Raw genomic sequence first — 24,254 nt, forward strand, 5'->3', positions numbered from 1 at the left:
GATTTGGCATTAAAGATTTATGAGCACACTCGCTTATCGAAGGGATATCGACGGCTTGCGGGCAGTCGCGGTAATTGCCGTGGTGCTGTTCCATTTTGGCGTCCCTGGGTTCACCGGCGGTTTTGTCGGTGTAGACGTGTTTTTCGTGATCTCCGGTTACCTCATCACCTCGATCATCTGGAATCAGCGCCAGGCTGGCCGGTTCAGTTTTGTCGAGTTCTGGTCGCGGCGTGCGCGGCGGATTCTGCCGGCGCTGTTTGCGATGATCATCGCGGTGCTGGCGGTGGGCTGGTTCCTGATGGCGCCCAAGGACTATGAAGAGCTCGGGCGTTCGGTGCGCTATCAGGTGCTGTTCGTTTCCAACATCCTGTTCATGCGCCAGGATGGATACTTCGATGTTGCCTCGGATCTCAAACCGCTGTTGCACACCTGGTCGCTGGCGGTGGAGGAACAGTTCTACATCGTTTTCCCGCTGTTGCTGACCCTGATGTCGAGCCGCTTGAAACACTGGCGGCTGGCGCTGTTCGGCGTACTGCTCGTTTCGTTCGGATTGAGCGTCTGGGCGGTTCAGCACCATCCGGAAAAAGCCTTCTTTCTGTTGCCGATGCGCGCATGGGAGCTGTTGGCCGGTGCGATGCTGGCGATCGCGCCGAAACAGGCCTGGCGTCTCAAACCGATGGCGGCGCAACTGTTGAGCCTGTTCGGAATAGGCCTGATTCTGTTGGCGGTGTTCGGTTTCGACAAGCGCACGCCGTTTCCCGGTGCGGCCGCGTTGCTGCCAGTGCTTGGCGTCGTGCTGCTGATCCTGGCCAACGGTCATCGCCAGACCTGGGTGGGTCAATTGTTGAGCAGCCGGGTCATGGTCGGGTTCGGCCTGATTTCCTATTCCTGGTATTTGTGGCACTGGCCGGTGTTCGTGTTTTCCAGCTACGCCAGCGTCGAGGAGCCAGGCGCTTTCGACAGCGCCGGGCTGATCCTGCTGACACTGGTGCTGGGTTATCTGTCATGGAAATTCGTCGAGACGCCGTTTCGCGAGCGGCGCGTGTTGGCCGGGCGTCGACAGATTCTCCTGGCCGGTGCTTTCGGTGTGCTGGTACTCGGGCTGGCCGGACAAACCCTGCGCTGGACCGATGGCCTGCCGTGGCGGTTGTCCGATCAGGCGCTGCAATACGCCAAGGGCCGCGAGTGGCGGCCGGAGTTGATGGCGTGCCTGGCGGACGACAAGACTTCAGACGACAAGCTGTTCTGTCATTACGGCGTGGAAAACCGGCCGACCCAGGCAATGGTATGGGGCGACAGCCATGCCACGGCGCTGATTCCGGTGTTTGACGATGGCGCGAAAGCCCACGGCGTCAGTGTGATCCTCGCCAGCTCTCCAGGTTGCATTCCGGTGGACGGGCTTGAGCATGACGGCGTTTGTGCGCGCTTCAATCGGCGGGTCGAACAGGGCTTGAGCGCGCAGCGCGTCAGTGATGTGGTGTTGGTTGCGCGTTGGAGTCTCTATCTGTATGGCGATGCCAAAGGTGACCTCGGGCATGTGCTCAGAACGCCCGACGGCAAGTATGACCGCGCCGCTGCCGAGCAGCGCCTGGCTGATGGCCTGCGCGCGCGGGTGGCGCAGTTGCGGGCAGGCGGGCATCGGGTCTGGCTGGTGAAAGAAGCGCCGTTGCAGGCTTTCAGTCCGCCGTACCGACTGACGCGGCTGGCGATGCTGGATCGCCCGGTGGATGACGTCGGGCTGAATGTCGTCGAACACCAAAAGCGCCAGGTTTTCATCAGCCAGCTGTTCGCCGATCTGGCCAAAGACCCGGCGGTGCGCGTGGTCGATCCCGCGCCGAAGCTGTGCGATGAAAGCGGCCTGTGCCGTGCCGAGCTCGGTGGTTACTCGCTGTACACCGATGACAATCACCTGTCGGAAGTCGGTGCGCGCTTCGTGGCGCCGATCCTAGAACCGCTGTTTGTCGGCCTGCAGGCGAGGGCAGATCTTGGAAAAGGTCAGGCGAATGCAGCCAAGTAAGCAGTGACGGGCTGCCAGCGACCGGCATAGCAGGTAGGATGTACGCCTATTTTGAGGGTGCCATCGTCAATGAAATTCAAGGATCTTCGGGATTTCGTGCAGCAGCTTGAGCAGCGCGGAGAGTTGAAACGCATCCAGATTCCCGTCTCGCCGGTGCTGGAAATGACCGAGGTGTGCGACCGCACGCTGCGTGCCAAGGGCCCGGCGCTGCTGTTCGAGAAGCCAACCGGTTACGACATCCCGGTGCTCGGCAACCTGTTCGGCACCCCCGAGCGGGTGGCCATGGGCATGGGCGCCGAGTCGGTCAGCGAACTGCGCGAAATCGGCAAGCTGCTGGCGTTCCTCAAGGAGCCGGAGCCGCCGAAGGGCTTGAAGGACGCGTGGTCGAAGCTGCCGATCTTCCGCAAGATCATCGCGATGGCGCCGAAAGTCGTCAAAGACGCGCCGTGCCAGGAAGTGGTCATCGAAGGCGACGACGTCGATCTGGCGATGCTGCCGGTGCAGACCTGCTGGCCGGGTGACGTGGCGCCGCTGATCACCTGGGGCCTGACGGTCACCAAGGGCCCGAACAAGGACCGGCAGAACCTCGGCATCTACCGTCAGCAAGTGATCGGTCGCAACAAGGTCATCATGCGCTGGCTCAGCCACCGTGGCGGCGCGCTGGATTTCCGCGAGTGGTGCGAGAAGCACCCGGGCCAGCCGTTCCCGGTGTCCGTGGCCCTTGGCGCGGATCCGGCGACCATTCTCGGCGCGGTCACGCCGGTGCCGGACAGCCTTTCCGAATACGCATTCGCCGGTCTGCTGCGCGACAGCCGCACGGAGCTGGTGAAGTGCCGCGGCAACGACCTGCAAGTGCCGGCCACTGCCGAAATCATTCTTGAAGGCGTGATCCATCCGGGCGAAATGGCCGATGAAGGCCCGTACGGTGACCACACCGGTTACTACAACGAAGTCGACAGCTTCCCGGTGTTCACCGTCGAACGCATCACCCACCGGATCAAGCCGATCTACCACAGCACCTACACCGGCCGTCCGCCGGATGAGCCGGCGATTCTCGGCGTGGCGTTGAACGAAGTGTTTGTGCCGATCCTGCAGAAGCAATTTCCGGAGATCACCGACTTCTACCTGCCGCCGGAAGGCTGCTCGTACCGCATGGCCGTGGTGACGATGAAGAAGTCGTATCCGGGCCACGCCAAGCGCGTGATGCTGGGTGTCTGGTCGTTTTTGCGACAGTTCATGTACACCAAGTTCGTTATCGTCACCGACGACGACATCAACGCGCGGGACTGGAACGACGTGATCTGGGCCATCACCACGCGCATGGACCCCAAGCGCGACACGGTGATGATCGACAACACGCCGATCGACTACCTCGACTTCGCGTCGCCGGTGTCGGGGCTCGGCTCGAAGATGGGCCTGGACGCCACCCACAAGTGGCCGGGCGAAACCACTCGCGAGTGGGGCCGCGTCATCGTCAAGGATGACGCCGTCACCCAACGGATCGATGCCATCTGGAATCAGTTAGGAATAGATTGATGCGTGTAACCCTGCAGCCCTCCGGAGCGGTGCTCGAGATACAGCCCGGAGAGCGGATTCTCGATGGTGCGCGGCGCCTGGGCTACGAATGCCCGCAAAGCTGCCGCAACGGCAATTGCCATGTGTGTGCGGCGCTGCTGGTGGAAGGCCGGGTCGAACAGGCCGGCAAGGTGCATGACCACGGCGAGTTCTACACTTGCATAGCGGAGCCGCTGGAAGACTGCATCGTGCTGTGGGATGGCGTGCTCGCGCTGGGAGAACTGCCCGTGCGCAGCGTGTCGTGTCAGGTCATCGAATGCCGGGACGTCGGTGGCGATACCTTTCGTGTGCGCCTGCGGGCGCCGGCCGGCAAACCGCCGCGCTACCACGCCGGTCAGTATCTGATGATCGAGCGCGAGAACGGCGAGAAGTCGGCGTTCTCCATGGCCTCGGCGCCCCACGGCGGGCGCGATCTGGAAATCCATGTGCTGGCGCGCGAATCCAGTGCGTTGAGCCTGATCGATCAGCTCACGCGCAACCCGATGGTGCGGGTCGAGCTGCCGTTCGGCGACACCCATCTGGCGGAACTGCCGGACGGGCCGCTGGTGCTGATCGCCGCCGGCACCGGCATGGGCCAGATCCACAGCCTGATCGAACATTGCCGGGCCAACGGCTTCAAACACCCGGTGCACTTGTACTGGGGCGTGCGTCGTCCGGAAGATTTCTACGAAATCGAACATTGGGACGAATGGCTGAAGTTGCCGAATCTGTTCCTGCACAAGGTCGTCAGTGATCAGTGCGGTTGGGAAGGGCGCTGCGGCATGCTGCATGAAGCGGTCTGCGAGGATTTCCCCGATCTGAAACCGCTGCACGTCTATGCCAGCGGCTCCCCGGCGATGGTCTACGGCACACTGGATGTGCTGGTGGAAGCGGGGATGGATGCCCATCAGATGCGTGCGGATGTGTTCGCATACGCGCCGCGTTCGTAAGTTCGTTATAACTCTCCATATAGCCGATCGGTATTTATGTAATTGCATAAATGCCGGTAGGTTATATATCAATCAGGCAATCAATTAAGAACTGTGCCATGGCACTCAAATTGCCTTAAAACATATGTGCCTTATTGTTACAGCGGTGCGTTCTATTAAGTAATTCTTCACCCGCGGGGAGCTGAACGCTATTCGCCATGAGCGCCATTGAAAACGCTTTTCTGAACCTGGCTTACCCTCCGCGGCTCGATCTTGGGCCGCAGCTGACGCACGAACAACTTCTCGCTTCCATGCAATCGACCATGGCGCGCCACAAGGGCGGGCCGGTGTGGCTGTTCGCCTACGGTTCGCTGATCTGGCGGCCGGAATGCTCCGCCGTCGAGCGGATGCGCGGGCGCGTGCATGGCTACCATCGTGGTTTGTACCTGTGGTCCCACGAGCATCGCGGCACGCCGGAAATGCCGGGTCTGGTCTTTGGTCTGGATCGTGGCGGTTCGTGCAGCGGTTTCGCCTATCGATTGCCGGAAGACAATCTGGACAGCGCGCTGTATGCGTTGTGGAAGCGCGAGATGCCGTTCCCGTCCTATCGGCCACACTGGCTCAACTGCCGACTCGAAGATGGCAGCCAGGTTCAAGCGCTGGGATTCGTATTGGAGCGACACCTGCCCAGCTATGCCGGCAACTTGCCGGATCATGTGCTGAGCCAGGTGTTCGAAAGCGCTTGCGGGCGTTACGGCACCACTCGCGATTATGTCGAGCAGACCGCCCACGCCCTGCGCAGCCACGCCATGCCAGACCGGAATCTGGAGGCGCGGCTCAAGCGCTGTAAGTCAAAGACCGATCAGGCGACTGCTTCGCGGCTCTGACTGGCGACTTGCTTGTGCCACAGGGTCGGGGCCAGGAAGGCCATCGACAGCAGGCAAGCGCCCACCAGCAGCACGAAACCACCATCCCAGCCGAAATGGTCCACGGTGTAGCCCATTGCTGCACTGGCCGCGACCGAACCACCCAGATACCCGAACAGACCGGTGAAGCCTGCGGCAGTGCCGGCGGCTTTCTTCGGCGCCAGTTCCAGCGCCTGCAGGCCGATCAGCATCACCGGGCCGTAGATCAGGAAGCCGATGGAGAACAGCGCGATCATGTCGACGGTCGGGTTGCCGGCCGGGTTCAGCCAGTACACCAGCGTCGCCACGGTCACCAGTGCCATGAACACCATGCCAGTCAGGCCACGGTTGCCACGGAAGATCTTGTCCGACATCCAGCCGCACAGCAGCGTGCCCGGAATCCCCGCCCACTCGTAGAAGAAATAGGCCCACGAGGTTTTATCCACGGTGAAACCCTTGGCTTCCTTCAGGTAGGTCGGCGCCCAGTCCAGCACGCCGTAGCGCAGCAGGTAAACGAAGACGTTGGCCATGGCGATGTACCAGAGCATTTTGTTGCGCAGCACGTATTTGACGAAGATTTCCTTGGCGCTGAATTCGTCTTCGTGGCTGGCGTCGTAGCCTTCCGGGTAGTCGTTCTTGTACTTCTCGATCGGCGGCAGGCCGACCGATTGCGGGGTGTCGCGCATGGTCACGAAAGCGAACACCGCTACTGCCAGAGCCACGGCGGCCGGGACGTAGAACGCGGCGTGCCAGTCGTTGAACAGGCCCATGCCGATCAGGAACAGCGGGCCGATCAGACCGCCACCGACGTTATGCGCCACGTTCCACACCGACACCACGCCGCCACGTTCCTTCTGCGACCACCAGTGCACCATCGTGCGACCGCTCGGCGGCCAGCCCATGCCCTGGGCCCAACCGTTGATGAACAGCAGGATGAACATCATGGTCACGCTGGAGGTTGCCCAAGGCGCGAAACCGAAAATGAACATCACCCCGGCCGATACCAGCAGGCCGAACGGCAGGAAGTAACGCGGGTTGGAGCGGTCGGACACCAGGCCCATGAGGAACTTGGACAGACCGTAGGCGATGGCGATGGCCGACATCGCCAGGCCCAGATCGCCACGGCTGTAGCCTTCGTCGATCAGGTAGGGCATGGCCAGCGAGAAGTTCTTGCGCAGCAGGTAGTAACCCGCGTAGCCAAAGAAGATGCCGGCGAAGATCTGCCAACGCAGGCGTCGGTAGGTGCTGTCGATTTTTTCTTCAGGCAATGGAGCCTGATGTGCGGCAGGACGAAAGAAAGCAAACATTCAAGAGCTCCAGATTTCTTGTTTTGACTGCGGATGCGAATGTTACAGTTTCGTTACCGAAAATAGCACCGCTTCCCATCGGCAAAACAGCGGAAATGTTGGAAGTCGCGCGTTCCTTTATGAACATGTCGCTCAGATATAAGTGTGGGGCGCTGTGGGAAATGTTACCCCGGCGTCTTCCTGCCGGGCTTCAGGATTTTGTAAGGCGCAGGTTTGGGAAATGTCCTGCGAACAATGCAGAAGGCGCGGCGTTCTGTTTCAGGCTTCCGGGCTCTACCCTTTTGCGGGTGCCAATCGGGCATTCGTGCGGTGAAGGGGGAGGGCTCATGCGGTGGTGTGTGTTGCTGATGTTGCTGATTGCATCGGGAGGCGCGCGAGCGTCCGAGGTGCTGCTGATTCCGGAAAACAACCCGAGGCCGGTCTATCCGTTGATGCTTTTCAGAGCGGGTGTTACAGGTGAAGTGGGTGCCGAGTTCACCGTCCATGCCGACGGTTCGGTCGACCGGATCAGCTTTGCACAAAACAGTCATCCGGAGCTGGTGGAGGCAGTGAGGGTCGCCATCGAGCAATGGCGATTCAAACCGTGGGCCGTCGAGGGTGACAGACCGGCAGAGAGGCGAGTCCTTGCGCCGATGGTGTTCAGGCTGGATCTGGATCAACCCATCCACATCAACCAGCAACTGAAAGCCTTGAAGTGCCGCACCCTGAACGAATATCTCGGCAACATTGCGGAACAGTCATGGATAGATACCAAGGTGTTCGTTCACACCAGGGCTTACCTTTCCAATGTCCTCCACAAAGCACAGCTGCCGGACGAGCAGCGGCTGGCGATGATCGCCAGACTGAACAAGCGGATTCCGACGATTGTCAGGGGATGCCGCGACAGCCCGGTCCGGACGTACATGAGCCTGTTGCCGGAGGACATTCGCAATCTGATGTAGGGCTGGAGTGCTCTGAAGGGCGGCCCGGAAGTTGCCATCAATCCCGGGTCGCCCGATCAGCTCATCGCACTTGCACCACAACCTTGCCAACAGCCTTGCGCTGCCCGAGATCATTGATCGCCTGCGCCGCATTGCCCAGCGGGTAGACCTGCGACACCAGCGGTTTCAACTTGCCTTCGGCAAACCAGCCGAACAGTTGCTGGAAGTTCGCCGCGTTGTCCTGCGGCTGGCGCTGGGCGAAGGAACCCCAGAACACGCCGAGCACTGCCGCGCCCTTGAGCAGGGCGAGGTTGACCGGCAGTTCGGGAATGCGGCCGCTGGCGAAACCGACCACCAGCAGGCGTCCGTTCCAGGCGATGGCGCGGATCGCCTGGTCGAACAGGTCGCCGCCGACCGGGTCGTAGATCACGTCGGCGCCCTGGCCGTCGGTCAGGCGCTTGATCTCGTCCTTGAGGCTGGTTTCGCTGTAGTTGATCAGTTCGTCGGCACCGGCAGCCTTGGCCACGGCGAGTTTTTCCGCGCTGCTGGCGGCGGCGATCACCCGGGCGCCCATGGCTTTGCCGATTTCCACGGCAGCCAGGCCAACGCCGCCGGAAGCGCCGAGTACCAGCAGGGTTTCACCCGGTTGCAGGTTGCCGCGCTGTTTGAGGGCGTGCATCGATGTGCCGTAGGTCATGCTGAAGGCGGCGGCGGTGTTGAAATCCATCGACGGCGGGATTGGCAGCACGTTGTAGCCCGGCACCGCGACCTGCTCGGCGAAGCTGCCCCAGCCGGTCAGGGCCATGACCCGGTCGCCGACCTTGAGGTGACTGACTTTTTCACCCACCGCGCTGACCACGCCGGAGGCCTCGCCACCCGGGGAGAACGGGAAGGGCGGCTTGAACTGGTACTTGCCCTCGATGATCAGCGTGTCCGGGAAGTTGACCCCGGCGGCGTGCACGTCCAGCAGGATTTCGTTCTTCTTGGCGACAGGACTGGCGACGTCTTCCAGCACCAGCGATTCGGCAGGGCCGAAGGCTTTGCACAGCACGGCTTTCATCAGGGCTATTCCTTTGGGAGTGATGGCCGATAAGTGTAGGTGTGGCAGTCAACGGGTCAACGAGCATGCCCGGCCCTGATAGTCCGCCATAAGCTTGTGCTTGCGCGGCGGGTCGTTATGCTAGGCCGCAAACCGGATAAGGAGCGTATTGTGAAAGCGTGGATCATGTTGTTGCTGGCCCTGTCTCTGCCTGTGGCAGCGCTGGCCGAAGAAGCCAAAGAAGGCGAGGCGCCGAAGGTCAACTACATCACCCTGAGCCCGCCGTTTGTGGGCAACTACGGGCTGGATGGCACCCCGAAGCTCAAGGTCTACAAGGCCGACGTGGCACTGCGGGTGACCGGCGAAGAGGCGACCAAACTGGTCAAGGCCAACGAGCCGCTGATCCGCAATCAGCTGGTGGCGCTGTTCACCCAGCAGACCACCGATGCGATGGGCAGCATCGAGGGCAAGGAAAAACTGCGTCAGGAAGCCTTGAAGCAGACCCAGCAAGTGATGAATGACGAGACCGGCAAGCCGGTGGTTGAAGATCTGTTGTTCAACAACCTGATCATTCAGTAAGGCATTCGTTGTCCGGGCGGGCCTCATCGCGAGCAAGCTCGATCCCACAGTGGTTTTGTGGTGCCACACATTTGTGTGATCGCCGCTGAACCCTGTGGGAGCGAGCTTGCTCGCGATGGCATTTTGTCAGGCGACAAATGACTCAGGGTTTGAGCGCGATAACCGCGGCCCACTGCTCGGCCGTCACCGGCATCACCGACAGTCGCGAACCCTTTTGCACCAGCGGCATCTCGGCCAGCGCGGTCTGCTGTTTCAGGTAATCCAGCTTCAAGACCCGGCTGAAAGTTTCGACGTGGGCGACATCAATCGCGCTCCAGGCGTTTTTCTCCGGCGTGGCTTTCGGGTCGTAATAATGGCTGTCCGATTCCAGGGCTGTGGGATCCGGGTACGCGGCTTCGATTATTTTGCCGATTCCGGCAATTCCCGGCTCCGGGCAGCTGGAGTGGTAGAAAAAGAATTCGTCCCCCACCGCCATGGCCCGCAGGAAATTGCGTGCCTGATAGTTGCGAACCCCGTCCCAGCGCGCTTTGCCGAGCTTTTCCAGGCCCTTGATCGAGAGCTCGTCGGGCTCGGATTTCATCAGCCAGTAGGCCATGGTGTGTGCTCCTCAAGCGGTCATTGGGCAGGTTGTCCGGCAATTTTATGACAAACCGACGGTCGGTTGACGCCAGCATTTGCGCAGAGGTTCACGTTGTCGCAAAATGCCGGCCTTTAAAGCTTGACGCTGCTGCACGGCCTACGAATGGAAACCGCTGCTGTCATCGTGATGATGTGCCTTGAGGGGGGCAATCGATGAAACGCAAACCGGATTTGCTGTGGACTTTGGTGATTTTGTTCGGTCTTGGCGTCGTGACCACCGGTTATGCGCAAAGTCTGTGGGCCAACAAGGCCGATGCACCGATTGAAGTAGCGCAACAAGTACAACAGTCGACAGCCTTCAAACGCTGAAACTGTCTTTTCGACGCCGCTGATCCGCGCGGCGTCTATCCTGCGAAATACCACGCCTTGTCTGTCACCGTTCCCTGCAACGGTACATCCCAGCTCGCTTGCGCGAGACGTTCGACTTTCTGACATTCATGGGCCAGCCCCAACAGCGTCGGCTTGCGCCAGTTCTGGCGTCGCGCCAGATACGCCAGACTGCGATCGTAGAATCCGCCGCCCATGCCCAGACGCCCGCCGACATCGTCGAATCCCACCAGTGGCAGCAACACCAGATCCAGTGCCCAGACCTTGCGCTGACGGGCCAGATTGGCGCGCGGCTCAAGAATGCGGAAGCGGTTGGGTTTGAGTTTTTCGCCGGGGCGGATTTGCTGAAAGACCATTTTGGTCCGTGGCCAGGCACTGAGCACCGGAAGGTAGGTTTTCTTGCCCCGACGCTGGGCGGCGCGCAGCAACAGGCGCGGGTCGATTTCACCGTCGGTGGGCAGGTACAGGGAGATATGTTTGGCCCGGCGAAAGTGCGGGTCTTGTGCCAGTTGCCTGTACAGGCCTTCGGCGGCCTGGCGTTGTTCGCTTCGCGTCAGCGAGCGGCGGGCCTTGCGCAGCAGGCGGCGCAGTTGGGGGCGGGGCAGCAACGCGGGTTCGGTCATGGTTCGGCTTCGGCAGGGTGGGACGAAAACGTACACATAAAAAATCCGATGCCGGCATGCACCGGCATCGGATTCGAATCAGGCTCCCCGGATGAGCCGCTGTCGACTTAGCCCTTGAACCCGAAAGTTCAAGGTGGAGGATGCAGTAGGCTTTAAGGCTTTCCGTCTGGCGGACATGCACACCAGCCCAACGTGCAACCCCCAGGGTAGTGCAAATCGGCTCAGGGACATCGTCAACTGGCAAGCACCCCAGGGAGTGCGGCGAGTATAACTCAAGCGGCCTGGCGAATCAGCCCTTGCTGATGTCCGGATCGTCGGCCAGCACCAGATCGACACGATCGAGCAAGTCACGCACCTGTTCACGGGTCGAACCGCTGGCCTGGATGTCCGGGCGCTCTTCTTTGTGCAAGAGGTCGTGGGTGATGTTCAGCGCGGCCATCACGGCGATGCGGTCGGCGCCGATGACTTTGCCGCTGCTGCGGATCTCGCGCATCTTGCCGTCCAGGTAGCGGGCGGCGCTGATCAGATTGCTGCGCTCTTCCTGGGGACAGATGATCGAATACTCTTTGTCGAGGATCTGCACGGTAACGCTATTGCTTGAACTCATGAGTCTTGCTCCAGGGCCTTGAGGCGCGAAATCATCGATTCGACCTTACGCCGGGCGATTTCGTTTTTTTCAATGAGGTGCGCGCGTTCCTCGCGCCAGGTCTTTTCCTGAGCAAGTAAGAGTGCATTTTGACTCTTTAGTTGCTCGACTCGGGTAATCAGCAGTTCGAGTCTGGCCATCAGCGCTTGCAGGTCGGTGTCTTCCATTGTGTCCACTGATTCGGTCTGATGGGTTTGGCTGGCGGACAGCCTTTAATGGTCTTGGCGAGTCTGTCGATGTAGGATACAAGGCCTTCATTCTAGACATAGCGCCGTCTGGCGCCTAGCTGCCCATGCCCATTCAGAATTCCCCGTACCAAGGCTTTGCCACCCTGCTGAACTCCAGCGGTCACTCCGTTTCGCCTGCCGAACTGCACGGCCTGTTGCTGGGCCGCAGTTGCGCCGGCGCCGGCTTCAATGCCGAAGAATGGCTGATCGATGCCGCCGAGCTGCTCGAAGGCGAGCCGCAGGACAACGTCCGCAACGCGCTGATCGGTCTGCAGGAGATGGTCAAGAGCGAACTCACCGGTGATGACGTCACCGTGGTTCTGCTGCTGCCGAACGATGACGCACCGCTGGCCGAGCGCGCCGCCGCGCTGGGCGAATGGTGTCAGGGCTTCCTCACCGGTTTCGGCCTGAACTGCCGCGACAGCAGCATGCTGAGCACCGAAGCCACTGAAGTGTTGCAGGATTTGGCAGCGATCTCCCAGGTGCAAGACGCACTGGAAGAATCCGAAGACGGCGAAAGCGACTATATGGAAGTCATGGAGTACCTGCGTGTCGCTCCGCTGCTGCTGTTCTCCGAAACCAAAAAGGCCGACGTGCCGCCAGCGGCCAAGCCGTCGCTGCACTGATCGCGTGCCAGGGAAAGCCATCTGCCCATGATCCATATCCCGAAAGCGGAATACGCCCGGCGCCGCAAGGCGCTGATGGCGCAGATGGAACCCAACAGCATCGCGATCCTGCCTGCCGCCGCGGTTGCCATTCGCAACCGCGACGTCGAGCATGTCTATCGTCAGGACAGCGACTTCCAGTACCTCAGTGGTTTTCCCGAGCCACAGGCGGTCATCGTCCTGATGCCCGGGCGCGAACACGGCGAATACGTGCTGTTCTGCCGTGAACGCAACGCCGAACGCGAACTCTGGGACGGCCTGCGCGCCGGCCAGGAAGGCGCGATTCGCGATTTCGGCGCTGACGACGCTTTCCCCATCACCGACATCGACGACATCCTGCCGGGCCTGATCGAAGGCCGCGACCGGGTGTATTCGGCCATGGGCAGCAACCCGGAATTCGATCGTCACCTGATGGACTGGATCAACGTGATCCGCTCCAAGGCGCACCTCGGCGCCCAGCCGCCGAACGAATTCGTTGCTTTGGATCACCTGCTGCACGACATGCGCCTGTATAAATCGGCGGCAGAAGTGAAGGTGATGCGCGAAGCAGCGCGGATTTCTGCCCAGGCTCACATCCGGGCAATGCAGGCCAGCCGTGCCGGCTTGTACGAGTACAGCCTCGAAGCCGAACTCGATTACGAGTTCCGCAAGGGCGGCGCGAAAATGCCGGCCTACGGTTCGATCGTCGCCGCCGGGCGCAACAGCTGCATCCTGCATTACCAGCAGAATGACGCGCTGCTCAAGGACGGCGACCTGGTGCTGATCGACGCCGGATGCGAGATCGACTGCTACGCCAGCGACATCACCCGCACCTGGCCGGTCAACGGCAAGTTTTCCGCCGAGCAGAAAGCGATCTACGAACTGGTGCTGGCTTCGCAGGAAGCGGCATTCGCCGAAATCGCCCCTAACAAGCACTGGAATCAGGCGCACGAAGCCACGGTTCGGGTGATCACCACCGGGCTGGTGAAGCTGGGGCTGTTGCAGGGCGAAGTGGACGAGTTGATCGCCTCCGAGGCCTACAAGGCGTTTTACATGCACCGCGCCGGCCACTGGCTCGGGATGGATGTGCATGACGTCGGCGAATACAAGGTCGGCGGCGAATGGCGAGTGCTGGAGGTCGGCATGGCGCTGACCGTGGAGCCGGGCATCTACATCGCCCCGGACAATCAGAACGTAGCGAAGAAATGGCGCGGCATTGGCGTGCGCATCGAGGATGACGTGGTAGTGACCAAAAGCGGTTGTGAAATCCTGACGGGTGGCGTGCCGAAAACCGTCGCCGAGATCGAAGCCCTGATGGCGCAAGCACGGACCTGCGCGGCATGAGTCGGGTCAATCTGGCAATCATCGGTGGCGGCCTGGTCGGCGCCAGTCTGGCGTTGGCCTTGCAGGCCGGGGCCAAGGCTCGTGGCTGGAAGATCGTGCTGATCGAACCGTTCGCCCCCGGTGACACCTGGCAGCCAAGCTACGACGCGCGCTCCTCGGCGCTGTCCTTCGGCTCGCGGCAGATTTATCAGCGGCTGGGCGTGTGGCAGGAAATTTCCCGCCGCGCCGAGCCGATCAAACAGATTCACGTGTCCGACCGTGGACGCTTTTCCACCGCTCGCCTGTCGGCGATGGAAGAGGGCGTCCCGGCGCTCGGCTATGTGGTGGAAAACGCCTGGCTCGGCCAGTGCCTGTGGCAGCACCTCGACAAAGACGTGATCAGCTGGCGCTGCCCGGCGGAAGTCACTCGCATGGAACCGCTGCCTGACGGCTACCGCTTGACCCTCAACGATGAAACCACGATCGAGTGCGATCTGGCGGTGCTTGCCGATGGCGGTCGTTCCGGTCTGCGCGAGCAACTGGGCATCAACGTTCGCAAGCGTCCGTATAACCAGAGCGCGCTGATCGCCAACATCACCCCGAGCGAAGCGCACAACGGCATGGCCTTCGAGCGCTTCACCGACGAAGGCCCGATGGCGCTGCTGCCGTTGCCGGAAAACCGCTGCGCGCTGGTCTGGACCCGTCTGGGCATGGACGCGCAACGGCTGGCGGACCTGAGCGAGCGTGATTTCCTCAGCGAGCTGCAAGGCGTGTTCGGCTACCGCCTCGGTACGTTGAAACAAGTTGGCGCGCGACATCTGTATCCGCTGTCGCTGGTGGAAGCCGAGGAGCAGGTGCGTTCGCATCTGGCCGTTCTCGGCAACGCCGCCCACAGCCTGCACCCGATTGCCGGGCAGGGTTTCAACCTGTCCCTGCGCGATGCCGATGCGTTGGCCGCCGCGTTGCTGGCCAGCGACAAACCGCTGGGGGATTTCGCCACGTTGCAGGCCTATCGCGAGCGTCAGCGCCTCGATCAGGATCTCACCGTCGGTTTCTCCGATCAGGTCACGCGCCTGTTTGGCAGCACCCAGCCGCTGGTGTCGCTGGGGCGCAACATCGGCCTGCTCGGCCTTGATCTGCTGCCGCCGGCCAAGCGCTGGTTCGCTCGTCAGGCCATGGGGCTGGGGACGCGGCCGGATGCGTGATTGGCTGATCAAGCAGTTTGGCAAGGCGCGGCTGATGCGCTGGATCATGACGTTCTACCCGCCGTACTTCGGCGCCGGTGTCCGGGTGAAGCACATCAGCGATGACTTTCGTGACATTCAGGTCTCGATGGGCCTGGGCTGGTACAACCGCAATTACGTCGGCACCCAGTTCGGCGGCAGTCTGTATTCGATGGTCGATCCGTTCTTCATGTTGATGCTCATGGAAAACCTCGGCTCGAAGTACATCGTCTGGGACAAGGCCGCCGACATTGACTTCATCTCGCCGGGCAAAGGCCCGGTGTTCGCCCGGTTCAACATCGACGACACCCTGCTCGACGAGATCCGTCGGCAGACCGCCAGTGGCGAGAAATACCTGCCGCAGTTGCAGGTCGACATTCATGACGGCGCCGGCAACCTGGTGGCGCGGGTCGGTAAAACCCTTTACGTGCGGCTCAAGCCGCCAGCGAGACAGGCTTAAAGCATGGAAATGCGCGCGGATGTGCTGATTGTCGGAGCCGGAATGGTCGGCAGTGCCCTGGCGCTGGCGTTGCAGGGCAGCGGGCTGGAAGTCCTGCTGCTCGACGGCAGCCCGCTGAGCGTCAAACCCTTCAATGGTGACGCGCCGTTCGAGCCGCGGGTGAGTGCACTGTCGGCGGCCAGCCAGCGGATCCTCGATCGCCTCGGCGTGTGGGACGGCATCGTCAATCGACGCAGCAGTCCTTACACCGACATGCACGTCTGGGACGGCAGCGGCACCGGTCAAATTCACTTCTCGGCCAGCAGCGTGCACGCCGATGTGCTCGGCCACATTGTCGAAAACCGTGTGGTCCAGGATGCCTTGCTCGACCGTCTGCACGATTGCGATATGGGCCTGCTGGCCAACGCGCGGCTGGAGCAGATGCGCCGTTCCGGTGACGACTGGCTGCTGACCCTGGCCGACGGCCGCACCTTGCGCGCGCCGCTGGTGATCGCGGCGGACGGCGCCAATTCTGCGGTGCGCCGTCTGACCGGTGTCGCCACTCGCGAGTGGGATTACCTGCACCACGCCATCGTCACCAGCGTGCGCAGCAGCAAGCCGCACCGCATGACCGCCTGGCAGCGTTTCACCGATCACGGGCCGCTGGCGTTTTTGCCGCTGGAGCGTGACGGTCAGCAGGACTGGTGCTCGATCGTCTGGTCGACCACGCCAAGCGAAGCCGAACGGCTGATGGCGCTGGATGAAGCGGACTTCTGCCGTGAACTCGAACGCGCTTTCGAAGGTTGCCTCGGCGACGTCATCAGCGCCGACCCGCGCCTGTGCGTGCCGCTGCGTCAACGCCACGCCAAGCGCTACGTGGCCGAAGGCCTGGCGCTGATCGGCGATGCCGCACACACCATTCACCCGTTGGCGGGGCAGGGCGTGAACCTCGGCTTCCTCGACGCCGCGGTGCTGGCTGAAGTGCTGCTGCAAGCGCACGAACGGGGCGAACGCCTGGCGGATGTGAAAGTCCTGAGCCGCTACGAGCGTCGACGCATGCCGCACAACCTGGCGCTGATGGCCGCGATGGAAGGCTTCGAGCGGTTGTTCCAGGCCGATCCGTTGCCGCTGCGCTGGTTGCGCAATACCGGGCTGAAAATCGTCGAGCAGATGCCTGAGGCCAAGGCGTTGTTCGTGCGTGAAGCGTTGGGGCTGACCGGGGACTTGCCGGCCCTCGCCAAGGCCTGATGAATGTCGTGCAACATCTGGTAACTCCTTGGGAAAGTGTTCGATTGAGCTCGTAAATGTGAGTCCTTATCATTTGGGCCACTTTTCCCGACCGAGAGACCGCTCCCATGTTGGCATCCAAGCGTGTTCTGACCGCACTGGCCATGACCCTGATCGGCAGCACTGCCGCCCAGGCCGCCGACGAGGTGGTGGTCTACTCCTCGCGTATCGATGAACTGATCAAGCCGGTGTTCGATGCCTACACCGCCAAGACCGGGGTGAAGATCAAGTTCATCACCGACAAGGAAGCGCCGCTGATGCAGCGGATCAAGGCCGAGGGCGAGAACGCCACCGCCGACCTGCTGTTGACCGTCGATGCCGGCAACCTCTGGCAGGCCGAGCAGATGGGCATTCTCCAGCCGTTCACTTCGAAAACCATCGACACCAACATTCCTCTGCAATATCGCTCGTCCAGCCACGCCTGGACCGGCCTGAGCCTGCGCGCGCGAACCATCGCCTACTCCACCGAACGGGTGAAACCGGGCGAACTGACCACCTACGAAGCACTGGCCGACAAGAACTGGGAAGGCCGCCTGTGCCTGCGCACGGCGAAGAAGGTCTACAACCAGTCGCTGACTGCCACCATGATCGAAGTCCACGGCGTCGAGAAGACCGAGAAGATCCTCAAGGGCTGGGTCTACAACCTGTCCACCGACGTGTTCTCCGACGACGTCGCGGTGCTGGAAGCGATCAACGCCGGCCAGTGCGACGTCGGCATCGTCAACACCTACTACTACGGCCGCCTGCACAAGCAGAAGCCGGAACTGCCGGTGAAACTGTTCTGGCCGAACCAGGCGGATCGTGGCGTGCACGTCAACCTGTCGGGCATCGGCCTGACCAAACATGCGCCGCACCCGGAAGCAGCCAAGGCGCTGGTCGAGTGGATGACTACGCCTGAAGCGCAGAAGATCTTTGCCGACGTGAACCAGGAGTTTCCGGCGAATCCGGCGGTGAAGCCTTCGGAAGAAGTGGCGGCGTGGGGGGAGTTCGTGGCGGATACGCTGCCGGTTGAAGTGGCGGGCAAGCGTCAGGCTGAAGCGATCCGGATGATGGATCGGGCGGGTTGGAATTGAGTCTTTCCTGACAGCACCGTTTATCATGAAACCGCTGCCCTCACCCCAGCCCTCTCCCGGAGGGAGAGGGAGCCGACTTGCGTCGAATTCGAAACCTGAGTTCGGCGCGATATTTCAAGTCGATGTATAGCGAAAGAACAATGCGGTCAGTCCCCTCTCCCTCCGGGAGAGGGCTAGGGTGAGGGCAGCAATCCCCACTTGAAATACTCAGCCAAACAACACCACGACTCCCTCAGAGACCCAAAAGTGGCCCACCCCGCCCAACGCCGCTGGTACCCCATCGTCTTCACCATCGCCGCGTTGGTGCTGCTCCCCCTCAGCGTGCTCCTGCTCTCATGGCAAACCATCGATCACCAGATCTGGTCGCACCTCTGGGAAACCCAGATGCCACGCCTGCTGGGCAACACCCTGACGCTGGTCCTCGGCGTAGGCGTCGGTGTGACATTGATCGGCGTAAGCCTCGCCTGGCTCACCAGCCTCTGCGAATTCCCCGGGCGACGCTGGCTCGACTGGGCGCTGATGCTGCCCTTCGCAATCCCGGCCTACGTGCTGGCATTCGTCTTTGTCGGCCTGCTGGACTTCGCAGGCCCCGTGCAAACCCTGCTGCGCGAATGGTTCGGCACCGGCCTGCGCCTGCCGCGAGTACGCTCAACCGGTGGCGTGATTCTGGTGTTGGTGCTGGTGTTTTATCCCTACGTCTACCTGCTGGCGCGCACTGCGTTTCTCGCGCAGGGCAAGGGATTGATGGAAGCCGCGCGAGTACTCGGCCAGTCGCCGTGGCAAGCATTCTGGCGTGTGGCATTGCCGATGGCGCGACCAGCCATCGGTGCCGGCGTGGCGCTGGCGTTGATGGAAACTCTGGCGGATTTCGGCGCAGTCTCGGTGTTCAACTTCGACACCTTCACCACCGCGATTTACAAGACCTGGTACGGCTTCTTCAGCCTGCCCAGCGCCGCGCAACTCGCCAGCCTGTTGCTGTTGGTGGTGATGCTGGTGCTGTACGGCGAGCGCCGTGCCCGTGGCGCGAACCGGGCAAGCAACGAGCGGCCACGGGTCAAGGCGCTGTATCACCTGCGCGGGCCCAAGGCTTGGGCGGCGACCGGCTGGTGTGGTCTGGTGTTCGCCTGCGCGTTTGTCATCCCGGTGCTGCAACTGGTGGTGTGGTTCTGGCAGCGCGGGCGATTCGATCTGGATGAACGCTACGCCGGGCTGATTCTCCACACGTTATATCTGGGCGGCATGGCGGCGCTGATCACGGTCAGCGTGGCGATGTTGCTGGCCTTCGCCCGGCGTCTGGCGCCCACCCGGACGATCAATTCCGCAGTCGGTCTGGCCAATCTCGGTTATGCCTTGCCGGGCTCGGTGCTGGCGGTGTCGATCATGCTCGCGTTCAGTTATCTGGACCGGGAGCTGGTGATTCCGCTGTCCGGCTGGCTTGGCGGGGCGGGCAAACCGTTGCTGCTGGGCAGTCTGGCGGCGTTGCTGCTGGCGTATCTGGTGCGGTTCGTGGCGGTGGCCTATGGGCCGCTGGAAAACAGCCTGGCGCGTATACGGCCATCTTTGCCTGAAGCGGCACGTAGCCTGGGCGTCAGCGGGCCGCGACTGTTTTTCAAAGTGTATCTGCCGCTGTTGCTGCCCGGCACGCTCAGTGCCGCGTTGCTGGTGTTCGTCGATGTGCTCAAGGAAATGCCCGCGACCCTGCTGATGCGCCCGTTTGGCTGGGACACGCTGGCGGTACGGATCTTCGAAATGACCAGCGAAGGCGAATGGGCGAGGGCGTCGTTGCCGGCGCTGACCCTGGTATTGGTCGGTCTGTTGCCGGTTATCGGTTTGATCCGGCGCTCGGCGCACAGAAACACTTAGTCGTCAGTCCTGAATCATGCGGCTACAATGCGCGGCATTCGGTGCGGTCCGTCTGACAGACCCTGTCGCTGAAATCGGCTGAAAGCCCTTTTTTACAGGGCTTTCCGATCCGTGCAGCAGCGCTCCGCACCTTCGCCACGCCCGGAAGGAGAAACCCATGGGACAGCGTACGCCTCTGTATGACCTGCATCTCGCCCTCGGCGCGAAGATGGTCGATTTTGGCGGTTGGGACATGCCCCTGCATTACGGCTCGCAGGTCGAGGAGCACCATCAGGTGCGCCGCGATTGCGGGGTGTTCGATGTTTCCCACATGACCGTGATCGATGTCGCCGGCCCCCAGGCCAAGGCCTGGCTCCAGCATTTGCTGGCCAATGACGTCGAACGCCTGCACAGCCCCGGCCGTGCGTTGTACAGCACCATGCTCAACGAGCGCGGCGGCATCGTCGACGACATGATCGTCTACCGCCTTGAAGACGGTTATCGCTTGGTGGTCAACGCCTCCACCCGCGATCAGGACCTGGCCTGGATGCAGGCACAGCTGGGCAGTTTCGATGTGCAAATGCACGAACGCGCCGAGCTGGCGATGCTCGCCATTCAAGGCCCCCATGCCCGGCACAAGATTGCCGAGCTGGTGACCCAGTCCCGCGCCAACCTGATCCAGATGCTCAAGCCTTTCGAAGGCCACGTCGACGGCGACTGGTTCATTGCGCGTACCGGCTACACCGGTGAGGACGGTCTGGAAATCGCCCTGCCGGCCAATCAGGCCCCGGGATTTTTCAACGATCTGGTGGGCGCCGGCATTTCCCCCATCGGCCTCGGTGCCCGCGACACGCTGCGGGTCGAAGCCGGCATGAACCTTTACGGTCAGGACATCCACCAGGACGTTTCGCCCCTGGCCTCGAACATGGCCTGGAGCATCGCCTGGGAGCCGGCCACGCGCCGGTTCATCGGTCGCGACGCGCTGGAAGCGGAAAAAACCGCCGGCGTGCAGCACAAACTGGTCGGCCTGGTGCTTGAGGAACGCGGGGTTTTGCGGGCCCATCAGGTGGTTCGTATCGCTGATGTTGGCGAAGGGGAGATCACCAGTGGTAGTTTCTCTCCTACGCTTAGCAAGTCGATTGCCCTGGCGCGTGTACCGATGGCGACTGCCGACCGCGCCGAAGTGGAAATCCGTGGCAAGTGGTATCCGGTACGAGTGGTCAAACCGACCTTTGTCCGTCACGGCAAAACCTTGATCTAAACCTTTTCCGGCGGGCACGACCGCTGACAATTTCTTGAGGACACCGAGCATGAGCAACATCCCAGCTGAACTGCGTTTTGCCGAAAGTCATGAATGGGCGCGTCTGGAAGCCGACGGCTCCGTCACCGTGGGCATCAGCGATCACGCCCAGGAAGCGTTGGGTGATGTGGTGTTTGTCGAGCTGGCAGAAGTGGGCAAGGTGTTCGCCGCCGGTGATGCCGCCGGTGTCGTCGAATCGGTCAAGGCCGCTTCCGACATCTATTCCCCGGTTGGTGGCGAAGTGATCGCCGTCAACGAAGACCTGGCCAGCGCGCCGGAAGAACTCAACAACGATCCATACGCCGCGTGGATCTTCAAGCTCAAGCCAAGCGACAAGGCCGAGCTGGACAAGCTGCTCGACGCTGCCGCCTACAAGGCTGCCATCGGCGAATAAGCTGCAGGCGCGACCCCAAAGCCCCGACCCGTCGGGGCTTTTTTCTGCCTGGGACTTTTGCCGTCGGGGTGGCTGCTATGCTGGTTTGACCGTGTTGCATTGACGCCGAGCCGCCAGCCAAGAGAGAGCCCGTCATGTCCCAGTTGCCATCCCTGAGCCAGTTACGCGATCCCCATGCCTTTCTGCGCCGCCACCTCGGCCCCGATGCCGCCGAGCAGCAGGCGATGCTCGACAGCCTCGGCCTCGGCAGCCGGGTCGAACTGATCGAACAGACCGTGCCGCCGGGCATTCGCCTCAACCGCGAGCTGGACCTGCCGCCGGCGCTGGACGAACAGGCGGCGCTGGCAAAACTGCGCGGTTATGCCGAGCAGAACCAGGTCTGGACCAGCCTGATCGGCATGGGCTACCACGGCACCCTGACGCCGACCGTCATCCTGCGCAACGTGCTGGAAAATCCCGGCTGGTACACCGCCTACACGCCTTACCAACCGGAAATCGCCCAAGGCCGGCTCGAAGCGTTGCTCAATTTTCAGCAACTGACCATCGACCTCACCGGCCTTGAACTGGCCAACGCTTCGCTGCTCGATGAAGCCACCGCTGCGGCGGAAGCCATGGCCCTGGCCAAACGTGTGGCGAAGTCGAAAAGCAATCTGTTCTTCGTCGACGAAAACTGTCATCCCCAGACCATTTCCGTGGTGCAGACCCGCGCCGAAGGCTTCGGCTTCGAGCTGATCGTCGACGCTGTGGATAACTTGAAGCAGCACCAGGTGTTCGGCGCGCTGCTGCAATACCCCGACACCCACGGCGAAGTCCGCGACCTGCGGCCGCTGATCGATCACCTGCACGCGCAGCAGGCGCTGGCCTGCGTGGCGGCTGATCTGCTCAGTTTGTTGCTGCTGACCCCGCCGGGCGAGTTGGGTGCTGATGTGGTGTTCGGTTCATCCCAGCGCTTCGGCGTGCCGATGGGTTACGGCGGCCCGCACGCGGCGTTTTTCGCCAGTCGCGAGGAATACAAACGGGCGATTCCCGGACGGATCATCGGCGTGTCGAAAGATGCTCGCGGCAACGTCGCGCTGCGCATGGCCCTGCAAACCCGCGAACAGCATATTCGCCGGGAGAAGGCCAATTCGAACATCTGCACCGCTCAGGTGTTGCTGGCCAATATCGCCAGTTTCTATGCGGTCTATCACGGCCCGGAAGGGCTGAAACGAATCGCCCAGCGGGTGCACCGGCTGACCTGCATTCTCGCCGCCGGGCTTGAACGCCACGGCATAAAACGGCTGAACGAACACTTCTTCGACACCCTCACGCTGGACGTAGGCGGTGCGCAAACCGCGATCATCGAAAGCGCGCAGGCTGTGCAGATCAACCTGCGCATCCTCGGTCGTGGCCAACTCGGTCTGAGCCTCGACGAGACCTGTGATGAAAACACCGTGGCCAGACTGTTCGATGTGCTGCTGGGCGCCGATCACGGGTTGAGCGTCGATGAGCTCGACGCCGAAACGCTGACCTCCGGCATTCCCGACACGCTGCAACGCAGCACGCCGTACCTGCGCCACCCGGTGTTCAACGCCCACCACAGCGAAACCGAGATGCTGCGCTACCTCAAGCAGCTGGAGAACAAGGATCTGGCGCTCAACCAGTCGATGATCCCGCTGGGTTCCTGCACCATGAAGCTCAACGCCACCAGCGAGATGATCCCCATCACCTGGCCGCAATTCGCCAACCTGCACCCGTTCGTGCCCCGGGAGCAGGCGGTTGGTTACACGCTGATGATTGAAGAACTGGAGCGCTGGCTGTGCGCGATCACCGGGTTCGATGCGATCTGCATGCAACCCAACTCCGGCGCCCAGGGCGAGTACGCCGGGTTGCTGGCGATCCGCAAATACCACGAGAGCCGCCAGCAGGGCGGGCGCGACATCTGCCTGATTCCTTCTTCGGCCCACGGCACCAACCCGGCCTCGGCGCAGATGGCCGGGATGCGCGTGGTGATTGTCGAGTGCGACGACGCCGGTAACGTTGATCTGGAGGATTTGAAAGCCAAGGCGTCCGAAGCCGGGGACAAGCTGTCGTGCCTGATGGCGACCTACCCGTCGACCCACGGCGTGTACGAGGAAGGCATCAGCGAAATCTGCGAAGTTATCCACAAGCACGGCGGCCAGGTGTACATGGACGGCGCCAACCTCAATGCTCAGGTCGGGCTGGCGCGGCCGGCGGACATCGGCGCCGATGTATCGCACATGAACCTGCACAAGACCTTCTGCATTCCCCACGGCGGAGGCGGGCCGGGCATGGGGCCGATTGGCGTGCGTGCGCACCTGGCACCGTTCGTCGCCAACCATCCGGTGATTCCGATCGACGGGCCGCAACCTCAGAACGGAGCGGTCAGCGCCGCACCATGGGGCAGCGCAAGCATTCTGCCGATCAGCTGGATGTACATCGCGATGATGGGGCCGCAACTGGCGGACGCCAGCGAAGTGGCGATCCTCGCGGCGAATTACCTGGCGCAGCACCTGTCCGGCGCCTTTCCGGTGCTCTACACCGGGCGCAACGAGCGGGTCGCCCACGAATGCATTCTGGATCTGCGGCCACTGAAGGCTGCCACAGGCATCAGCGAAGAAGACGTCGCCAAGCGCCTGATGGATTACGGTTTCCACGCGCCGACCATGTCGTTCCCGGTGCCGGGAACCTTGATGGTCGAGCCGACCGAGAGCGAGTCCAAGGCTGAACTGGATCGCTTCATCGGCGCGATGCTGAGTATCCGCGCAGAAATCACCGAGGTGCAAAACGGCAACTGGCCGGCCGAGGACAACCCGCTCAAACGGGCGCCGCACACCCTGGCCGATATCACCGGTGTGTGGGAGCGGCCGTACAGCATCGAGCAGGGCATCACGCCGGATGCGCACACCAGGGCGCACAAATATTGGCCGGCGGTGAACCGGGTCGATAACGTCTATGGCGACCGCAACCTGTTCTGCGCCTGTGTGCCGGTGGACGATTACCGCTGATTAGCGGGC

The 24,254-nt window shown here is 62.0% G+C and carries 23 protein-coding genes and 1 other RNA gene; 17 read left to right on the forward strand and 7 right to left on the reverse strand.

Annotated features, from left to right (window positions below; translation table 11 throughout):
* The first annotated feature begins 19 nt into the window (after positions 1 to 19).
* The 4 genes from M5G18_RS21380 to M5G18_RS21395 all read left to right on the forward strand — a co-directional run bounded on the left by M5G18_RS21380 (position 20) and on the right by M5G18_RS21395 (position 5,387).
* Positions 20 to 2,017 (forward strand): acyltransferase family protein, encoded by a 1,998-nt coding sequence (locus M5G18_RS21380; RefSeq protein ID WP_273896099.1) that lies wholly within the window; start codon positions 20 to 22, stop codon positions 2,015 to 2,017.
* Positions 2,018 to 2,086: 69 nt separating this feature from the next.
* A complete protein-coding gene (ubiD, locus tag M5G18_RS21385) occupies positions 2,087 to 3,553 on the forward strand; it encodes a 4-hydroxy-3-polyprenylbenzoate decarboxylase (RefSeq protein ID WP_007951823.1) in 1,467 nt (488 codons plus the stop codon).
* On the forward strand, positions 3,553 to 4,521 hold the full coding sequence (locus tag M5G18_RS21390) for a CDP-6-deoxy-delta-3,4-glucoseen reductase (protein ID WP_273896101.1): 969 nt from the start codon (positions 3,553 to 3,555) through the stop codon (positions 4,519 to 4,521). Before ubiD ends, M5G18_RS21390 begins: the two co-directional genes overlap by 1 nt.
* A gap of 197 nt (positions 4,522 to 4,718) precedes the next feature.
* Positions 4,719 to 5,387: a gamma-glutamylcyclotransferase gene (locus M5G18_RS21395; protein ID WP_273896103.1), complete on the forward strand. Its 669-nt coding sequence runs from the start codon at positions 4,719 to 4,721 to the stop codon at positions 5,385 to 5,387.
* Here M5G18_RS21395 and glpT read toward each other — a convergent pair.
* On the reverse strand, positions 5,363 to 6,712 hold the full coding sequence (glpT, locus tag M5G18_RS21400) for a glycerol-3-phosphate transporter (protein WP_007951819.1): 1,350 nt from the start codon (positions 6,710 to 6,712) through the stop codon (positions 5,363 to 5,365). The genes M5G18_RS21395 and glpT overlap by 25 nt on opposite strands.
* A 326-nt stretch (positions 6,713 to 7,038) precedes the next feature.
* Here glpT and M5G18_RS21405 point away from each other — a divergent pair, with 326 nt between their 5' ends.
* Positions 7,039 to 7,653 (forward strand): energy transducer TonB, encoded by a 615-nt coding sequence (locus tag M5G18_RS21405; protein WP_273896106.1) that lies wholly within the window; start codon positions 7,039 to 7,041, stop codon positions 7,651 to 7,653.
* Positions 7,654 to 7,714: 61 nt separating this feature from the next.
* Here the strand turns inward: M5G18_RS21405 and M5G18_RS21410 are convergent, their stop codons facing one another.
* Complete coding sequence (locus M5G18_RS21410; RefSeq protein WP_085746752.1) at positions 7,715 to 8,692, reverse strand: NADPH:quinone oxidoreductase family protein; 978 nt, start codon at positions 8,690 to 8,692, stop codon at positions 7,715 to 7,717.
* A gap of 150 nt (positions 8,693 to 8,842) precedes the next feature.
* Between M5G18_RS21410 and M5G18_RS21415 the strand changes: the two genes are divergently transcribed.
* Positions 8,843 to 9,250 (forward strand): flagellar basal body-associated protein FliL, encoded by a 408-nt coding sequence (locus M5G18_RS21415; protein ID WP_007951814.1) that lies wholly within the window; start codon positions 8,843 to 8,845, stop codon positions 9,248 to 9,250.
* 142 nt (positions 9,251 to 9,392) lie between these two features.
* On the opposite strand, the gene M5G18_RS21420 is transcribed toward M5G18_RS21415, so the two are convergent.
* Complete coding sequence (locus M5G18_RS21420) at positions 9,393 to 9,845, reverse strand: EVE domain-containing protein (protein WP_273896107.1); 453 nt, start codon at positions 9,843 to 9,845, stop codon at positions 9,393 to 9,395.
* Positions 9,846 to 10,042: 197 nt separating this feature from the next.
* On the opposite strand from M5G18_RS21420, the gene M5G18_RS21425 reads away from it, so the two are divergent.
* The gene (locus M5G18_RS21425; RefSeq protein ID WP_007911192.1) at positions 10,043 to 10,198 is read left to right on the forward strand and encodes a hypothetical protein; all 156 of its coding nucleotides are present in this window, start codon (positions 10,043 to 10,045) and stop codon (positions 10,196 to 10,198) included.
* Between the two features lie 35 nt (positions 10,199 to 10,233).
* On the opposite strand, the gene M5G18_RS21430 is transcribed toward M5G18_RS21425, so the two are convergent.
* The 4 genes from M5G18_RS21430 to M5G18_RS21445 all read right to left on the reverse strand — a co-directional run bounded on the left by M5G18_RS21430 (position 10,234) and on the right by M5G18_RS21445 (position 11,652).
* On the reverse strand, positions 10,234 to 10,839 hold the full coding sequence (locus M5G18_RS21430; protein WP_011336472.1) for a 5-formyltetrahydrofolate cyclo-ligase: 606 nt from the start codon (positions 10,837 to 10,839) through the stop codon (positions 10,234 to 10,236).
* Between the two features lie 80 nt (positions 10,840 to 10,919).
* Positions 10,920 to 11,098, reverse strand: a non-coding RNA gene (gene ssrS / locus M5G18_RS21435) — 6S RNA.
* A 30-nt stretch (positions 11,099 to 11,128) separates the two neighbouring features.
* On the reverse strand, positions 11,129 to 11,446 hold the full coding sequence (locus M5G18_RS21440) for a cell division protein ZapA (protein ID WP_007951811.1): 318 nt from the start codon (positions 11,444 to 11,446) through the stop codon (positions 11,129 to 11,131).
* Positions 11,443 to 11,652, reverse strand: coding sequence for a TIGR02449 family protein (locus M5G18_RS21445; protein ID WP_007940359.1), 210 nt, complete (start codon positions 11,650 to 11,652; stop codon positions 11,443 to 11,445). Before M5G18_RS21445 ends, M5G18_RS21440 begins: the two co-directional genes overlap by 4 nt.
* 125 nt (positions 11,653 to 11,777) lie before the next feature.
* Here M5G18_RS21445 and M5G18_RS21450 point away from each other — a divergent pair, with 125 nt between their 5' ends.
* The 10 genes from M5G18_RS21450 (at position 11,778) to gcvP (ending at position 24,245) form a co-directional block, all read left to right on the forward strand.
* Positions 11,778 to 12,338: a YecA/YgfB family protein gene (locus M5G18_RS21450; protein ID WP_207984282.1), complete on the forward strand. Its 561-nt coding sequence runs from the start codon at positions 11,778 to 11,780 to the stop codon at positions 12,336 to 12,338.
* Positions 12,339 to 12,365: 27 nt separating this feature from the next.
* Positions 12,366 to 13,700 carry a Xaa-Pro aminopeptidase gene (gene pepP, locus M5G18_RS21455; RefSeq protein WP_039765352.1) on the forward strand — a complete coding sequence of 445 codons (1,335 nt, stop codon included), beginning with the start codon at positions 12,366 to 12,368 and terminating at the stop codon, positions 13,698 to 13,700.
* The gene (gene ubiH, locus M5G18_RS21460) at positions 13,697 to 14,884 is read left to right on the forward strand and encodes a 2-octaprenyl-6-methoxyphenyl hydroxylase (RefSeq protein ID WP_273896108.1); all 1,188 of its coding nucleotides are present in this window, start codon (positions 13,697 to 13,699) and stop codon (positions 14,882 to 14,884) included. The genes pepP and ubiH overlap by 4 nt, the downstream gene beginning before the upstream one ends.
* A complete protein-coding gene (locus M5G18_RS21465) occupies positions 14,877 to 15,362 on the forward strand; it encodes a DUF4442 domain-containing protein (RefSeq protein ID WP_273896109.1) in 486 nt (161 codons plus the stop codon). The genes ubiH and M5G18_RS21465 overlap by 8 nt, the downstream gene beginning before the upstream one ends.
* Before the next feature lie 9 nt (positions 15,363 to 15,371).
* Positions 15,372 to 16,589: a 2-octaprenyl-3-methyl-6-methoxy-1,4-benzoquinol hydroxylase gene (locus M5G18_RS21470; protein ID WP_165369535.1), complete on the forward strand. Its 1,218-nt coding sequence runs from the start codon at positions 15,372 to 15,374 to the stop codon at positions 16,587 to 16,589.
* Between the two features lie 107 nt (positions 16,590 to 16,696).
* On the forward strand, positions 16,697 to 17,701 hold the full coding sequence (locus tag M5G18_RS21475) for an extracellular solute-binding protein (RefSeq protein WP_273896110.1): 1,005 nt from the start codon (positions 16,697 to 16,699) through the stop codon (positions 17,699 to 17,701).
* A 246-nt stretch (positions 17,702 to 17,947) separates the two neighbouring features.
* Positions 17,948 to 19,564: an ABC transporter permease gene (locus tag M5G18_RS21480; protein ID WP_273896111.1), complete on the forward strand. Its 1,617-nt coding sequence runs from the start codon at positions 17,948 to 17,950 to the stop codon at positions 19,562 to 19,564.
* Between the two features lie 157 nt (positions 19,565 to 19,721).
* Positions 19,722 to 20,804: a glycine cleavage system aminomethyltransferase GcvT gene (gene gcvT, locus M5G18_RS21485; RefSeq protein ID WP_273896112.1), complete on the forward strand. Its 1,083-nt coding sequence runs from the start codon at positions 19,722 to 19,724 to the stop codon at positions 20,802 to 20,804.
* A gap of 49 nt (positions 20,805 to 20,853) precedes the next feature.
* A complete protein-coding gene (gene gcvH, locus M5G18_RS21490) occupies positions 20,854 to 21,237 on the forward strand; it encodes a glycine cleavage system protein GcvH (RefSeq protein ID WP_273896113.1) in 384 nt (127 codons plus the stop codon).
* 134 nt (positions 21,238 to 21,371) lie between these two features.
* Positions 21,372 to 24,245, forward strand: coding sequence for an aminomethyl-transferring glycine dehydrogenase (gene gcvP, locus M5G18_RS21495; protein WP_273896114.1), 2,874 nt, complete (start codon positions 21,372 to 21,374; stop codon positions 24,243 to 24,245).
* Positions 24,246 to 24,254: the final 9 nt, after the last annotated feature.

The organism is Pseudomonas aphyarum (assembly GCF_028657055.1).
Classification (GTDB): Bacteria; Pseudomonadota; Gammaproteobacteria; order Pseudomonadales; family Pseudomonadaceae; genus Aquipseudomonas; species Aquipseudomonas aphyarum.

Excerpts from the sequence above, each read along its gene's own strand:
- M5G18_RS21380 (WP_273896099.1), top strand. The coding sequence starts at position 20 with ATGAGCACACTCGCTTATCGAAGGGATATCGACGGCTTGCGGGCAGTC.
- ubiD (WP_007951823.1), top strand. The coding sequence starts at position 2,087 with ATGAAATTCAAGGATCTTCGGGATTTCGTGCAGCAGCTTGAGCAGCGC.
- M5G18_RS21390 (WP_273896101.1), top strand. The coding sequence starts at position 3,553 with ATGCGTGTAACCCTGCAGCCCTCCGGAGCGGTGCTCGAGATACAGCCC.
- M5G18_RS21395 (WP_273896103.1), top strand. The coding sequence starts at position 4,719 with ATGAGCGCCATTGAAAACGCTTTTCTGAACCTGGCTTACCCTCCGCGG.
- glpT (WP_007951819.1), bottom strand. The coding sequence starts at position 6,712 with ATGTTTGCTTTCTTTCGTCCTGCCGCACATCAGGCTCCATTGCCTGAA.
- M5G18_RS21405 (WP_273896106.1), top strand. The coding sequence starts at position 7,039 with ATGCGGTGGTGTGTGTTGCTGATGTTGCTGATTGCATCGGGAGGCGCG.
- M5G18_RS21410 (WP_085746752.1), bottom strand. The coding sequence starts at position 8,692 with ATGAAAGCCGTGCTGTGCAAAGCCTTCGGCCCTGCCGAATCGCTGGTG.
- M5G18_RS21420 (WP_273896107.1), bottom strand. The coding sequence starts at position 9,845 with ATGGCCTACTGGCTGATGAAATCCGAGCCCGACGAGCTCTCGATCAAG.
- M5G18_RS21425 (WP_007911192.1), top strand. The coding sequence starts at position 10,043 with ATGAAACGCAAACCGGATTTGCTGTGGACTTTGGTGATTTTGTTCGGT.
- M5G18_RS21430 (WP_011336472.1), bottom strand. The coding sequence starts at position 10,839 with ATGACCGAACCCGCGTTGCTGCCCCGCCCCCAACTGCGCCGCCTGCTG.
- M5G18_RS21440 (WP_007951811.1), bottom strand. The coding sequence starts at position 11,446 with ATGAGTTCAAGCAATAGCGTTACCGTGCAGATCCTCGACAAAGAGTAT.
- M5G18_RS21445 (WP_007940359.1), bottom strand. The coding sequence starts at position 11,652 with ATGGAAGACACCGACCTGCAAGCGCTGATGGCCAGACTCGAACTGCTG.
- M5G18_RS21450 (WP_207984282.1), top strand. The coding sequence starts at position 11,778 with ATGCCCATTCAGAATTCCCCGTACCAAGGCTTTGCCACCCTGCTGAAC.
- pepP (WP_039765352.1), top strand. The coding sequence starts at position 12,366 with ATGATCCATATCCCGAAAGCGGAATACGCCCGGCGCCGCAAGGCGCTG.
- ubiH (WP_273896108.1), top strand. The coding sequence starts at position 13,697 with ATGAGTCGGGTCAATCTGGCAATCATCGGTGGCGGCCTGGTCGGCGCC.
- M5G18_RS21465 (WP_273896109.1), top strand. The coding sequence starts at position 14,877 with ATGCGTGATTGGCTGATCAAGCAGTTTGGCAAGGCGCGGCTGATGCGC.
- M5G18_RS21470 (WP_165369535.1), top strand. The coding sequence starts at position 15,372 with ATGCGCGCGGATGTGCTGATTGTCGGAGCCGGAATGGTCGGCAGTGCC.
- M5G18_RS21475 (WP_273896110.1), top strand. The coding sequence starts at position 16,697 with ATGTTGGCATCCAAGCGTGTTCTGACCGCACTGGCCATGACCCTGATC.
- gcvT (WP_273896112.1), top strand. The coding sequence starts at position 19,722 with ATGGGACAGCGTACGCCTCTGTATGACCTGCATCTCGCCCTCGGCGCG.
- gcvH (WP_273896113.1), top strand. The coding sequence starts at position 20,854 with ATGAGCAACATCCCAGCTGAACTGCGTTTTGCCGAAAGTCATGAATGG.
- gcvP (WP_273896114.1), top strand. The coding sequence starts at position 21,372 with ATGTCCCAGTTGCCATCCCTGAGCCAGTTACGCGATCCCCATGCCTTT.